The sequence below is a fragment of the Brevibacterium aurantiacum genome, assembly GCF_900169065.1.
Classification (GTDB): Bacteria; Actinomycetota; Actinomycetes; order Actinomycetales; family Brevibacteriaceae; genus Brevibacterium; species Brevibacterium aurantiacum.
Genome location: NZ_FXZB01000016.1, coordinates 39048 through 52640, shown reverse-complemented (window position 1 = coordinate 52640; position 13593 = coordinate 39048). Strand labels below are relative to the sequence as shown.

General features: G+C 65.7%; 12 protein-coding genes. 3 read left to right on the top strand and 9 right to left on the bottom strand.

What is annotated here, in order from left to right; all coding sequences use genetic code 11:
* Positions 1 to 6: 6 nt before the first annotated feature.
* Together BAUR9175_RS12060 and BAUR9175_RS12055 are read right to left on the bottom strand one after the other, a co-directional pair.
* Entirely contained in the window at positions 7 to 831 is an 825-nt protein-coding gene (locus tag BAUR9175_RS12060; protein ID WP_101583911.1) for an SDR family oxidoreductase, read from the bottom strand.
* On the bottom strand, positions 828 to 2252 hold the full coding sequence (locus tag BAUR9175_RS12055; RefSeq protein ID WP_101583909.1) for a flavin-containing monooxygenase: 1425 nt from the start codon (positions 2250 to 2252) through the stop codon (positions 828 to 830). The genes BAUR9175_RS12060 and BAUR9175_RS12055 overlap by 4 nt, the downstream gene beginning before the upstream one ends.
* 47 nt (positions 2253 to 2299) lie before the next feature.
* On the opposite strand from BAUR9175_RS12055, the gene BAUR9175_RS12050 reads away from it, so the two are divergent.
* The gene (locus BAUR9175_RS12050) at positions 2300 to 3031 is read left to right on the top strand and encodes a TetR/AcrR family transcriptional regulator (RefSeq protein WP_101583907.1); all 732 of its coding nucleotides are present in this window, start codon (positions 2300 to 2302) and stop codon (positions 3029 to 3031) included.
* Positions 3032 to 3082: 51 nt separating this feature from the next.
* Positions 3083 to 4345, top strand: coding sequence for an MFS transporter (locus BAUR9175_RS12045; RefSeq protein ID WP_101583905.1), 1263 nt, complete (start codon positions 3083 to 3085; stop codon positions 4343 to 4345).
* Here BAUR9175_RS12045 and BAUR9175_RS12040 read toward each other — a convergent pair.
* Both BAUR9175_RS12040 and BAUR9175_RS12035 read right to left on the bottom strand, forming a co-directional pair.
* Entirely contained in the window at positions 4308 to 5258 is a 951-nt protein-coding gene (locus tag BAUR9175_RS12040; protein WP_101583904.1) for an aldo/keto reductase, read from the bottom strand. The genes BAUR9175_RS12045 and BAUR9175_RS12040 overlap by 38 nt on opposite strands.
* 132 nt (positions 5259 to 5390) lie before the next feature.
* The gene (locus tag BAUR9175_RS12035; RefSeq protein WP_101583902.1) at positions 5391 to 6236 is read right to left on the bottom strand and encodes a DNA-formamidopyrimidine glycosylase family protein; all 846 of its coding nucleotides are present in this window, start codon (positions 6234 to 6236) and stop codon (positions 5391 to 5393) included.
* A gap of 120 nt (positions 6237 to 6356) precedes the next feature.
* Between BAUR9175_RS12035 and BAUR9175_RS12030 the strand changes: the two genes are divergently transcribed.
* Positions 6357 to 8303, top strand: coding sequence for an aconitate hydratase (locus BAUR9175_RS12030; RefSeq protein WP_096146512.1), 1947 nt, complete (start codon positions 6357 to 6359; stop codon positions 8301 to 8303).
* A 23-nt stretch (positions 8304 to 8326) separates the two neighbouring features.
* Here the strand turns inward: BAUR9175_RS12030 and BAUR9175_RS12025 are convergent, their stop codons facing one another.
* From BAUR9175_RS12025 to BAUR9175_RS19715, 5 genes are read right to left on the bottom strand one after another with little or no spacing between them, the layout of a single operon-like run.
* The gene (locus BAUR9175_RS12025) at positions 8327 to 9100 is read right to left on the bottom strand and encodes a FadR/GntR family transcriptional regulator (RefSeq protein WP_101583900.1); all 774 of its coding nucleotides are present in this window, start codon (positions 9098 to 9100) and stop codon (positions 8327 to 8329) included.
* A 57-nt stretch (positions 9101 to 9157) separates the two neighbouring features.
* Positions 9158 to 9958 (bottom strand): 3-oxoacyl-ACP reductase, encoded by an 801-nt coding sequence (locus BAUR9175_RS12020; RefSeq protein WP_096178800.1) that lies wholly within the window; start codon positions 9956 to 9958, stop codon positions 9158 to 9160.
* Positions 9959 to 10006: 48 nt separating this feature from the next.
* A complete protein-coding gene (locus BAUR9175_RS12015; RefSeq protein WP_101583898.1) occupies positions 10007 to 11359 on the bottom strand; it encodes an aldehyde dehydrogenase family protein in 1353 nt (450 codons plus the stop codon).
* Positions 11356 to 12171: a gamma-glutamyl-gamma-aminobutyrate hydrolase family protein gene (locus BAUR9175_RS12010; protein WP_096162263.1), complete on the bottom strand. Its 816-nt coding sequence runs from the start codon at positions 12169 to 12171 to the stop codon at positions 11356 to 11358. The genes BAUR9175_RS12015 and BAUR9175_RS12010 overlap by 4 nt, the downstream gene beginning before the upstream one ends.
* Positions 12152 to 13516: a glutamine synthetase family protein gene (locus tag BAUR9175_RS19715; RefSeq protein WP_096162264.1), complete on the bottom strand. Its 1365-nt coding sequence runs from the start codon at positions 13514 to 13516 to the stop codon at positions 12152 to 12154. The genes BAUR9175_RS12010 and BAUR9175_RS19715 overlap by 20 nt, the downstream gene beginning before the upstream one ends.
* Between the last annotated feature and the right edge of the window lie 77 nt (positions 13517 to 13593).

Genomic DNA, 13593 nt, shown 5'->3' with positions numbered 1-13593 from the left:
GACTCCTCACCGCCGGGAAGCGGTGAACGAAGCCTCGTAGTCCTGCCGCTGATTCTTGCGCGCCAACAGCTGGTTAGGCACCATCGCCCCGAAGAGTCGGTCGCGGATCGCCAGCGGCAGCAGATTGGCCACCTTGACGGCCGGGCCGATGAAGCCGGGCACGGTGATCTCGAACCGGGGTCGAAGTGCGGACTTGACCACACTGCGGGCCACCTCGGCGGGGGTGAGCAGTTTCGCCGCACCACTCGAGGTTCCTGCCGCCAGCGCCGTGTCGACGACCCCAGGCATGATCGTGGTGACCACAACGCCGGTGCCGCGCAACTCTGCGCGGATGGCCTTGAGGTAGCCGAGCACGCCGTGCTTCGTGGCAGCATAGGTCGCCTCCCCCGGGGTGGGCAGGATGGATCCCGCCGAGGCCACGGTGATGAGGTGGCCTCGACCGCGGGCGACCATGGCCGGTGCTGCGGCCTTGATCCCGTTGATCACGCCGAGCAGGTTGACCTCGATCTGTGCCCGGGCTGCCGAGTCCGGCTCCTCGGCGAAGGGACCGACCCACATCAGGCCCGCATTGCCGATGAAGATGTCGATTGGCCCAAGCTCGTGGGCCACCTCGGTGAGGAACGCGTTGAGGCATTCCGGGTCTGAGACGTCGAGCCGGTAGGCACTCACACCCAATTCCGCGGCAGTCTCCTGGGCAGCGTCGAGGTGGATGTCGCCGATGGCCACCTTCGCCCCGGCGGCCGTGAACTCGGCGGCGATCTCCCGACCGATGCCCTGGGCGCCGCCGGTGATGGCCACTACCTGTCCGTTCAGGGAACGCTTCTCACTCATGCCGCCACCTTTCCTTTGCGGGGGGTGCGTTGCCGCCCCGTTCGCGTCTCACGATCAAGTTCTCGCAGATAGTGGTCGAAGTCGACCTGCATCGTGTGCCGGGGCGAATCGTAGAACTGCCGCTTGTTGCGACGATCGTCCTCGTGCATCCGCCGCACCATCTCCTGCCGGTCCGGCAGCACGTATTCCCCGGTGAGCGACTTGACGGCCAGCCTGGACTGAGCTTCGGCCAGCGGCATCACGGCCCCGACGGGCTGTAGGAGACCGATGAAGAACAGGCCCGGTCGGTCGGGATGGACCATGCGCTTGAACAGCGGCAGATCGTTGCCCTCGGCAGAGATCAGGTCCGGATCGAAGAACGGAAATTTCACCCGATAGCCGGTGGCCCAGACGATGAGATCGGCCGGTGCCTCACTTCCATCGGTGAAGACCACCCGGTCCCCGTCGAGTCGTTCGATGCCCGGATTTACCGTGATCGCACCGGCGCCGAGGCGGTCCCTGATGGCATCCGACTGCACCGGATGTGATTGGCCGGGTGTGTGTTCTGGGACGGGCAGACCGTATCGGCGCAGGCCCCCGGAGAGCAGTGCGGCGATGCGCAGTCGTGCCGCTGTCACCCACCACGGCGCCCAGCCGGGCAGGGCGATCTGGTCGGCGGCGAGACCGAAGAGAGTCTTCTTCATCACCCATTGACCACGGCGAATGGAGAGATTGACGGAGCGCGCCCGATGAGAGCCCTCGACGGCGATGTCCATCGCGGAGTTGCCGGCACCGACGACCACAACGTCGCGGCCCTCGAGCTGGTCTCCGCTGCGGTAGTCGTGGGCGTGGATCTGCTCTCCGTCGAACTGGCCCGGGTAGCCGGGGTCAGGCCAGCGGGCATCCCAGTGGTGGCCGTTGGCGACCATCACGGCATCATAGTGGCGGGTCTCAGTCACCGCTGACTGGCCCCCGGTCTGGTCGTGGGCCGAGCCGGCAGAGGACCGGATGTCGACATCCCAACCGCCGCGCTCACCTCGGCGGACGTGGGTGACTTCGGTATTGAAGGTGATCGTGTGGCCGAAGCCGAAGTGGTCGACATAGTCCCGGAAGTAGGCGTAGACCTGATCGTGGCTGGCGTAGTGCGGGTAGTCCGCGGGCATCGGGAAGTCGGAGAAGGCCATGCGCGGGCAGGAGGTGTTGATCTGCAGGGTTTCGTAGCAGGCGCTGACGCCGTTGGGGTTGTCGAAGAGCCAGTTGCCGCCGAATTCGCTGCCCTTCTCAAAGCAGTCGAAGGGCACACCTGCGGTGTAGAGGGCTTTGGCTGCGGCGAGTCCGGAGGCTCCGGCTCCGATCACGCAGACCTGCGGCAGTGCAGGGTCTGGTCGGATCTCCTCGGTGATCGCTGGGGCTCGATGTTTCTGTCTGACGTTGTAAGGCATGTCACAATACTGCCGTTGAAAATCAGAATTTTCACTATACTGGGGGAATGAATATTCCTGCTCCCGACAATTCCGCCGACACCGACTCGGCGGGATTGTGGCGTGGGACGTCCCGGACAGACCGCGACGGGGCCCGACGCGACAGGCTCCTCGCCGCAGCCCTCGAACTGTATGGAACACGCGGCTTTCGCGCGACGTCGATCCAGGCCCTGTGCCAGGAGTCAGGGGTCTCGAGCCGCTCCTTCTACGACCTCTTCCCCGCCCGCAGATCAGACGCCGGGCAGGAGTCGCTGACGGCACAGGAATCGCTGCTCGAAGAGCTCTACATCATCCTCAACGAGGAGATCGGGCAAGCCCTGACGACGCTGACGATTCCGGCCGGGACCAGCCTCCTCGAGGCCACCATCCACATCGTCTCCACCGCCCTGATGCCGATGCTCAGCGACGAGCGCAAGGCCCGCGTCCTCGAGGTCGAGGCCGTCGGAGTCAGTGAGTCCCTCGAAGCCAGACGCAGAGCGACGATGCGCATGCTCGCCGCCGCGGTCGATTCGGCATTCGAAAGTGTGCTGTCCGTCTTCGTCCTGCCCGGATCGACGTCCTCGCTGCGCCCAGACGACGGCGGCCTGACCAGTCTCATCATCGTCGGCGGGATCACCGAGGCCCTGGTCCAACGCGTGCACACCCCGGTTGCTCAGCGTTCTTCGACTGATGACTTCCTCACCGGCATCGCCAAGGTGGCCATGCGCGCCCATGGGGTGTCCCCCAGCGCTGGCGCGTGACACGATTGGCCTGTCAGCGATCTGGAAACGCATAGTCGTGCAGGAGAGACAATGGCTGTCGGTAAGTCGTGGGCGGGACGGGGCACAGGAGCCGCCGTCCTGGCCATCGTCGTGGCACAGTGGTTCGGAACGTCCCTGTGGTTCAGCCCCAGTGGTGCCGTCGACGGCCTCTCTGCCTGGCTCGGTTCGACACCGGCACAGTTCGGTTGGCTGATTGCGGCAACTCAGATCGGCTTCATCGCCGGGACGCTGTTGAGCGCGGCGACCGGGATTGCCGACCGCTTTCCGCCCGAACGCATCTTCATCGTCTCCAGCCTCGTCGGTGCTGCGCTGAACTTCGTGTGGACGCTCGGCCCCTCGGACCTCGTTCTCGTCTGGATCTCCCGCTTCGCAGTCGGAATGAGCCTCGCAGGCATCTATCCGATGGGAATGAAGATGATCGTCAAGCGGGCCCAGGCGAAATCTGCGCAGGCTCTGGCCTGGCTCGTGGCCATGCTCACCCTGGGCACCGCGATGCCGCAGTTCCTGTCGGCAGTCGGCGCGGCCCTCCCCTGGCAGTCGATCATGTGGGGTTCATCTGCTCTGGCCGTCCTGGGAGCCGGACTCATCGCAGTGATCTCTCGTCGCGGGACAGCGATCTCTAATCGCGAGGAGAAGCCGGCGGACGCGACTGTGCCGCCACGTCCCGCGTCGCCAGCTGTCGCCGAAGGCTCGGCTCTGCGCAGACTGTTCAGCGACCGGATGTTTCGCGCCGCCGTCTTCGGATACGTGGGCCACATGTGGGAGCTCTACGCCTTCTGGGCAGTCGTGCCCACACTTGTCATCGCGGCCCTGTCTCACCCAGGCAGCCCCACCGCCCTGGCGACGACGAGCTTCCTCGTCATCGCCTCCGGCGTCCTCGGATGCGTGGCCGGCGGAATCATCAGCCGCCGAACCGGCAGTGCCAAGGTCGCCGCAACAGCACTCGCCGGATCCGGACTGATGTGTCTGATCTACCCGCTGCTGCCCGAGGTCGGCCCGCTCCTCATCGCGGCTCTCGCGCTCTGGGGGCTGCTCGTCATCGCCGACTCTCCCCAATTCTCGGAACTCGCCGCCCGCCATGCTCCCGCAGAGCTGACGGGAACGGGGCTGACGGTGATGAACTCCCTCGGTTTCGCCGTCAGCGTCATCAGCATCGTCATCCTGCAGAGCCTCATCGCAGCGATCGGAGTGAGCGCCGTATGGCTGCTGCTGCCGGGGCCTGTCCTCGGTCTGATCGCGATGCGACCGCTGCTGATCAGGCGAAGGGCGCCGAAGACCGATCCAGACGAGTGACCTCGTCCTCACTGAGGCTCAGCTTCGGGGCTGCCATCAGGTCATCGAGCTGCTCAGGAGCGCGCGCCGAAACGATCGGAGCGGTCATCCCCTTGGCCAACAGCCAAGCGAGCGCCACAGTCGCCGGTGCCACGTCGTGGGCTTCGGCGATGGAGACCACCTCGTCGACGACCGCGAGCCCATCGGCGTTGAAGTAGCCCTGCACCATTCCGCCGCGGCTGGCACCCTCGAGATCGGCCTCGGTGCGGTACTTTCCGGTGAGGAATCCTGCGGCAAGGCTGAAGTAGGTGAAGACGCCGAGGTTGTGCTCGCGTGCCAGCGGAGCCCGTTCGGTCTCGTAGTCACGACGGAAGACAAGGCTGTACTGGGGCTGGATCGCCACCGGTGTGGCCAGATTCTCCGCCTCTGCCACAGCCAACCACTCGGCCAGACGATCCTTGGAATAGTTGGACACGGCGATGTGCTTGGCCTTACCGGCACGCACGATCTCATCGAAAACCCGGGCCACCTCGGCGATGGGGGTCACCTCATCATCGCGGTGAGCGTAGTAGAGGTCGACATAGTCGGTCTGGAGACGCTGCAGGGAAGCGTCGATGGCGGTGCGGATATAAGCGGGGTCCTGCGTCTGGTGCTCGGGATGGTCGCCGACCTTCGTGGCGATGACGACCTTGTCGCGGTTGCCGCGGGCAGCGAGCCAGGTGCCGATGATCGTCTCTGATTCGCGGCCGGTGTTGCCGGGCACCCACGCCGGGTAGGACTCGGCAGTGTCGAGGAAGTTGCCGCCGGCGGCGACGAACGCATCGAGGACGGCATGGGATGTCGCCTCGTCGGCGGTCCAGCCGAAGGTGTTGGTGCCCAGGTTGATGGGGAAGATGCTCAGGTCGGTGCCCGGGATCTGAATCTGCTTCGTCATGATGCTCCTGTGTCCTCGAGGTATCGGTGGGCAGTTCGCGCGCTGTATCGCACGTTCTCACTCACCTCATGCAACGATGACCCCGGGGGCATAAATTCCCTCGTCAGCACACCCGCTTGGGTGTGGAGCAGGCTATTTGAGGAGCCGGTCCATGCGGCGATCGCTGAGTTTCTTTCCGCCGGTCTGGCAGCCGGGGCAGTACTGCAGCGACTGATCGGCATAGGAGACCTCGGCGATGGTCGAACCGCACACCGGGCAGGTCTTCCCTGTGCGTCCATGAACGCGGAATCCGCGCTTCTTCGCCGCCTTGACCTTCGCCGGCGGCAGATCGATGAGAGCCTCGCGGGCGTGGCCGAGGACCTCGCGGATCGTGTCGAGAAGGCTCGGCGCATCGACGCCGTTGGCCGTGGCGAAGGGCGAGAGCTGGGCGGTGTGGAGGATCTCGTCGGAGTAGGCATTGCCGATGCCTGAGATGAGCGACTGGTCTTCGAGCACGGTCTTGATCCGTGCAGTCGATCCGGCCAGCGTCGCTGTGAACTCAGCGGCGTCGATGGACAGCGCATCGGGTCCCGCGTTCGCGATGGCCGGCACCTCGCTGCGATCGGCCACGAGGGAGGCCGCGGCGTTCTTCTTCGTGCCCGCTTCGCTGATGTCGAACCCAGCACCGGAAGCCAGGTGGAGGCGCAGAGCCAAGGGACCTTTGCCCATCCTCACCGGGCCCGTGGGCACCAATTCATGCCAGACCAGCCACCCGGCGCGGGCGAAGCGGCACACCAGCTCGAGCCCGTCGAAGGCGACGATGAGGGACTTGCCGACCCTGGAGACTCCGGTGATCTCGAGACCGTTGAGGGCCTCGAGCGGCGGATCTGCGGTCTTGAGGATGCTGAGTTCACCGATGTCGGTTCGGGTGACGAAATCACCGACGATGCGTGGGCGCAGAAATGTCACCAGTGCGTCGACCTCGGGCAGTTCCGGCATAGGACCAGTATGCGCTTCTTGGCACCGGCGGCACACTACTCTTGTCGGGCCGCAGTCCGAGGGCTAACGTGGACAGACCACGTGAGTGCGTGCACTGCCACCACCGCAAGGAGGTTGACGATGGCTGAAAATGTCGCCCAGAAGCTCATCAGTTCCCATCTGGAATCCGGGACGATGACGCCTGGAAACGAGATCGGGGTCCGTATCGATCAGACGCTGACACAGGATGCAACGGGAACTCTTGTCGCTCTCGAGCTCGAAGCCCTGGGGCTGGACCGGATCCGCACGGACACCTCTGTGCAGTACGTCGATCACAACCTGCTCCAGACCGATGAGAAGAACCCGGAGGACCACATGTTCCTCCGCTCTGCCGCGCAGCGCTTCGGCCTCTGGTTCTCCCCTGCCGGCAACGGCGTCTCCCACCCCGTGCACCAGTCACGGTTCGGCAAACCGGGTGCCACTCTCATCGGCTCCGACTCCCATACCTGCGCCGCCGGTGCCTTGGGGATGCTCGCCATCGGCGTCGGCGGGCTCGAAGTCGCCATGGCCATGGCCGGCGATCCTCTCTATATCGCGGCACCGCAGGTCATGGGCGTCGAACTCACCGGCGAGCTTCCGCCCTGGGTCTCGGCCAAGGACGTGATCTTGGAGATGCTGCGCCGCCATGGGGTCAAGGGCGGGGCCGGCAAGATCATCGAATACCACGGCGAGGGGCTGCGGGGTCTGAGTGCCATGGACCGCCATGTCATCGCCAATATGGGTGCCGAACTCGGTGCCACCGCAACCGTCTTTCCTGCCGATGACGCGGTCAGGGAGTTCCTCGAAGCCAGCGATCGAGGTGAGGACTTCACCCGCATCGTCGCCGATGAGGGCGCCGAATACGATCTCACCGACTCGATCGACCTCTCAGCGCTCGAACCCCTCATCGCAGCACCGTCCTCGCCGGGCAATGTCCGTCCCGTGCGCGAGTGCACCGATGAGGAGGTCTTCCAGGTCGTCATCGGCTCCTCGGCGAATCCGGGACTGCGTGACTTCGCCGTCGTCTCCCAGATCCTCGAGGGCCGCCAAGTCCACGGGCAGGTGTCCCTCGATGTCAACCCGACCTCGCGGGAGATCCTCGCCGATCTCATCGCCGGCGGCTGGTTGACCTCGCTCGTCGGATCCGGTGCGCGCATCCACCAGTCCGGCTGCATGGGCTGCATCGGCATGGGCCAGGCCCCGGCTGTGGGTCGCAACAGTCTGCGGACCATGCCCCGGAACTTCCCCGGACGCTCCGGCACCGACGAGGACGCGGTCTGGCTGTGCTCGCCGGAGACAGCGGCGGCTGCGGCTCTGACCGGGCGCATCACCGACCCCCGGGACCTCGACATGGACTACCCACAGGTGCGGCTGCCGGAGAAATTCTCCGCCAACAGGTCCATGCTGGTGCCGCCGCTTCCCGTCGAGGAGGCCCGCGAGGTCGAACTGGTCAAGGGTTCGAACATCTCCTCGCTGCCGGACTTCGAACCGCTGCCCGAGGACATCGACCTCGAGATCCTGCTCAAAGTCGGCGACAACGTCTCCACCGACGAGATCATGCCCGCCGGCTCCCGTGTTCTGCCCTATCGCAGCAACATTCCCAAGATCTCCGAGTTCGTCTACATCCAGGTCGACGACACCTATGCCACGCGTGCCGCGGCGCACGATGGCGGTCATGCCATCGTCGGCGGTGAGAACTACGGTCAGGGATCCTCGCGTGAACATGCCGTGATCGCCCCGCGCTACCTGGGTCTGCGCATCGTCATCGCCAAGTCTCTGGCCCGTATCCACTGGCAGAACCTCGCGAACTTCGGTGTCCTGGCACTCGAGTTCGCGACCGAGGACGACTACGAGACCCTGTCCCAGGGCGATGTCCTTGAGTTCCGTGGCCTGCGCGATCAGCTCGGTGCCGGTGAGACGATCAGCGCCGAGGCGGGTGGACGGTCGTTCGAATTCCGCCATACGCTCTCACCCCGGCAGATCGACATGGTCCTCGCCGGTGGCCGCATCGCCCAACGTGCCCAACAGGAGGCAGAGCGGAAGAGCTGAGCTCGCCTCGAGGCTGCCCGTGATCAGGGTTCGGCGAGGAAGCCGCGCAGCAGTGCGGCGGTGCCGTCGAGATGCTCGGCCATGGCTGTGCGGGCCGCGGCCGCGTCGCCGGCGAGGATCGCATTGTGGATCCGCTGATGCTGCTCGTGGGAATGGACCAGGTTGGGTTCGATCATCGGAATCCGCTCAAGCAGTTTGTTCGCCCGGGTCCTGCTCTCGACCATGGAGCGCACCAGGCTCGGCGACCCCGTGACCTGCGCCCAGGTCAGATGCAGCTGGGAGTCCAGGCGTCGGTATTCGGCCAGACTCGACTGCCGGCTCGTGTCCATTGCCGCAGCCAGCTGGCCCCGTTGGGGTGCGGTGAGATCTTGTCCGGCGGCCACCTCGGCGACGCCCATCTCGATGACACGACGCCAGGTCAGGGTGTCCTCGACCTCCATTGCGGAGAATTCGGCACCGAGGTTCGCACCTGTGTCGGAGGCGGAGGCGGGAGCCCAGCCGCCTGCGGGAGCGCTGGAGACGAACGTTCCGCCGCCGCGACCTCGGCGAACACTGACCCAGCCGGCGGTCTGGAGTTCCGAGATCGCCTCACGCAGGGTCGCGCGGGAGACCCGCAGCTGCTCGGCGAGTTCGCGTTCGGGTGGGAAGCGCTGACCCGGCGGGATGATCCCGAGGCGGATGATCTGGAGCAGACACTCGATCGTCTCTTCGAAGATATTGCCCGAGCGGGCAGGAGCGATGGCACGCAGCGCCGTCACCTGGCTGCCGGAGGCCTGCGCTTCATCTGCCTGAGTCACTCGCGTTCCCGTCGTCTCATGTCAATGCTGCATCACTCGACATCATGCTATCCCTGCTCACAGCGGGGTCGTGTAGGCGTTGGTCAGCCCTCCGTCGACGGTGAACGACTGGGCGGTGACGAATGAGGCATCGTCGCTGGCCAGGAAGGCCACGGCCGAAGCCATCTCGGACGCCTCGGCGAAGCGTCCCATCGGCACATGCACCAGACGCCTGGCCGCCATCTCCGGGTCCTTGGCGAAGAGTTCGCGCAGCAGCTCGGTGTTCACCGGTCCCGGGCACAGTGCGTTGACGCGGATGCCTTCCTTCGCGAACTCCACACCGAGTTCCCGTGACATGGCCAGCACTCCGCCCTTCGACGCGGTGTAGGAGATCTGAGAGGTCGCCGAGCCCATGAGTGCGACGAACGAGGCCGTGTTGATGATCGATCCGCGACCCTGTCTGCGCATGTGTTTGAGCGCCGCCTTCGAGCACAGGTAGACCGAGGTGAGGTTGATGTCCTGGACCTTGCGCCACACGTCGAGGCTGGTCTCCGTGATCGAGGCGTCCGCCGGTGGGGAGACACCTGCGTTATTGAAGGCGACGTCCACGCTGCCGTGGGTGTCGAAGGCCGTCTGGAACAGGTTCTCCACCTGGTCCGCGTCGGTGACGTCGGTGGACACGAAGAGGCCCCCGACCGCCTCGGCGGCGGCTGTCCCTGAGTCTGCGTTGGTGTCGGCGATGACGATGTTCGCGCCTTCGGAGGCGAGGCGTTTCGCGGTGGCAAGCCCGATGCCGCTGGCGCCCCCGGTGACGACGGCGGTGCGTCCCGGGAGGCGCCGGCAGATGATCTGGTTGTCCCCGCCTGCTGTGTCGTTCATGGTGTGTCCTTTGCCTGGTGGTGGTGTTCGTGGGGAGATTGAGACGGCTCAGTCCGTGGCGATGAAGAGGTTCTTCGTCTCCGTGAATGAGTCCATCGCGTGGGGGCCGAGTTCGCGGCCGATGCCGGAGCGTTTGAACCCGCCGAACGGGGTCGAGTAGCGCACCGCGGAATGGGAGTTCAGCGACAGGGCGCCGGAGTCGACGCCCCGGGCGACGCGCAGTCCGCGGCCGACATCGCGGGTCCAGATCGAGCCCGAGAGTCCGTAGGGCGAATCGTTGGCCATGGTGATCGCCTCGGCTTCGTCACGAAAGCGTTGGACGGTCACGACGGGTCCGAACACCTCCTCGGTGACGATGCGATCATTCGGTGACTTCGGAAGCACGACCGTCGGCGCCATCCAGTAGCCGGCTCCGCTGGGGGCGCTGCCGGTGAAGGCGATGTCGACGCCGTCGAGGAAGCCGGCCACGCTCTCGTGGTGGCCGGCGGAAATGAGTGGACCCATCTCTGCCTCTTCGCGGCTGGGGTCGGTGACGACGACTCCGGAGACTGCGGGTCCGAGGAGTTCCATGAAGCGGTCGAAGACGGAGTCGTGGACGAGGATGCGCGAGCGCGCGCAGCAGTCCTGGCCGGCGTTGTCGAAGACTCCGTAGGGTGCGGTGGCTGCGGCGAGTTCGAGGTCGGCGTCGTCGAAGACGATGTTCGCGGACTTGCCGCCGAGTTCCAGTGTCGTGCGCTTCATCGTCTTGGCCGCGTCGGCCATGATCTTCTCGCCCACCGCGCTCGATCCGGTGAACACGATCTTCGCGACCCTGGAATCGTCGGTGAACGTCTGTCCGACGACCGAGCCCTTGCCGGGGATGACCTGGAAGACTCCGTCGGGGATTCCGGCCTGCAGGGCCAGTTCGCCGAGGCGGATCGCCGTCAGCGGGGTCAGCTCGGCGGGTTTGAGGACCACGGTGTTGCCCGCGGCGAGTGCCGGTGAGAACCCCCAGCCGGCGATCGGCATCGGGAAGTTCCATGGCACGATGATGCCAACGACTCCGAGTGGTTCGTTGAAGGTGACATTGACGCCCCCGGCCACTGGTATCTGATCGCCGAGGTGGCGTTCTACTCCCCCAGCGAAGTAGTTGAGGACGTCGCGGACGTTGCCGGCCTCGCCCCGGGCGTTGCCGATGGTGTGTCCGGCCTCGGCGACTTCGAGTGCCGCGAGGTTGTCGATATCGGCGTCGACAGCGCGGGCGAAGGCGCGCAGCAGTTCGGCTCGCTCGGCTGGTGCCGTGGTCCGCCACCGGGTGAAGGCGTAGGCGGCCCGGCCGATCGCATCCTTCGTCGCCTCGGCGCTGTGCGATTCGACCGAGGTGATGAGCTCCTCGGTCGCGGGGTTGATCACTTCGGTCATCGGTGGGCCTCCGCCTTCGTCTGTGGTGGTGTGGCGTTCAGTGGTGGTGCGGGTTTCGTCTTCTGTGCGCGTCGTGCCGCGGCCTCGACGAGTCCGGTGAACAGGCGCAGATCTTCGAGTGTCTCTTCAGGGTGCCACTGCACCGCGAGCATCGACCCGTCCGGGGTTTCCAGTGCTTCGATGCACCCGTCGGCGGCGTGTGCGCTGACGATCAGTCCATCGCCGAGGCGGTCGATGGCCTGGTGATGATGGCACCTGACTGTGGCACCGGTTCCGATCAGGCCGGCTACGGCGGTGTCGGGCGCAGTCGTCACGGCCACCTCGGCGAATTCGTCCTTCTTCTCTGCCTCGTGAGCGCCGAAGTCCGCAAGGTCGGGCACGTGCTGGTGCAAGGTTCCGCCGTGGACGGTGTTGACGATCTGGGCGCCGCGGCAGATCGCGAACACCGGCACCTTCGCGGTGCGGGCGTGACGGTACAGGGTGATCTCGAAGGAATCGCGACGCACATTGGGCGCCTGGGTGCGGGGATGGGCCTGAGCATCGTAGAGGGCGGGGTCGACGTCATCGCCTCCGGTGAGGATGATGCCGTCGAGTTCGGCCACCTCGGCAAGCGTCCACGGATCTTCCGGTGGCAGGAGGACGACGCGGCCACCGGCCCTGGTCACGGCGGTGACGTAGACGCTGGGCAGGAACGCCGCGTCCCTGTCCCAGACTCCGAATTGGCCGCGGCCGTAGTAGGTGGGCAGGCCGATGAGTGCGCGGTGGGGCCCCGGGTCAGCGGCTGGGTTCTGATCAGAGTCGTTCGAAGCCACGCCGGACCTCCCAATCGGTGACCGCTGCGTCGAAGGCCGCCATCTCCACTTTGCCGGCGTGGGTGTAGTGGTCCACGACCTCGTCGCCGAAGGCGCTGCGGGCGATGTCGGAGGATCCGAAGGCGGCCACGGAGTCGTGGAGGCGACGCGGAATGCTCCGCACGTCCTGTGTGTAGGCATTGCCCTCGAGGGCCTCGGGCAGTTCGAGTTTGTTCTCGATTCCGTGGATTCCGGCCGCGATGAGAGCCGCAGTCGCGATGTAGGGGTTGGCGTCGGCACCGGGGACGCGCTGTTCGAAGCGCAGTGCCGGGCCGTGGCCGACGATGCGCACGGCACAGGTGCGGTTGTCCCATCCCCAGCCGACGGCGGTGGGGGCGAAGGAGCCGTCGGCGAAGCGTTTGTAGGAGTTGATGTTCGGAGCGTAGAGGTAGGTGAAGTCGTGCTGAGTGGCGACGACGCCGGCAACGAAGTGCTTCATCGTCTCGGACATCTCGGTGCCATGGCCTGCAGGAAAGACCGGTGTTCCGTTGGTGTCGCTGAGGCTCATGTGGATGTGGCAGGAGCTGCCTTCGCGGTCGTTGGGCTTGGCCATGAAGGTCACCGACTTACCCTCCTGGTCCGCGATCTCCTTGGCGCCGAGTTTGTAGACGACGTGGTTGTCGCACGTGGTGAGCATGTCGGTGTAGCGGAAGCCGACCTCGAGCTGACCGAGGTTGCATTCGCCCTTCGCGCTTTCGGTGTAGAGGCCAGCGCCGTCCATCTCATTGCGCAGGCGTCGCAGGTAGCCTTCGACCTGGCCGGTGCCGAAGAGCGAGTAGTCGATGTTGTAGGTGCTGGCGGCTTCGAGGTTCCGGTAGTCGTTGCCCATCGCCTCGCGGTAGCCGGTGTTGTAGAGGGCGAATTCGAGTTCTGTGGCGCCGATGGGTGCGTAGCCGAGCGTCGAGAGGCGCTCCAGCTGAGCCTTGAGCACCTGTCGTGGTGAGACGCTCAGCGGTGATCCGTCGAGGAAGGCCAGGTCGCATTGGACCATCACGGTCGCCGGGTGCCAGGGGATGCGGCGCAGGGTCGAGTAGTCGGGGACGAACTTGAGGTCGCCGTAGCCGCGTTCCCAGGAGGTGAGTTCGTAGCCGTCGACGGTGTTCATCTCCACGTCGGCGGCCATGAGGTAGTTGCAGCCTTCGGTGCCGTTGTCCATCACCTCGTCGATGAAGAACCGTCCGGTGATCCTTTTGCCCTGGAGCCTGCCCTGCATGTCTGTGGCGGCGACGAGCACGGTATCGACGCGGCCGGCGGCGATCTCTGCCTGCAGCTGTTCTAAGGTCAGGTCTGATGAAGTCACGCTCATGGTTCCTCTTTTCGGTAGCACGCCCAGGTGACGCGTGCGCATCTTTGCGACGCTCTGCATTCCTGCGGTGATCACGC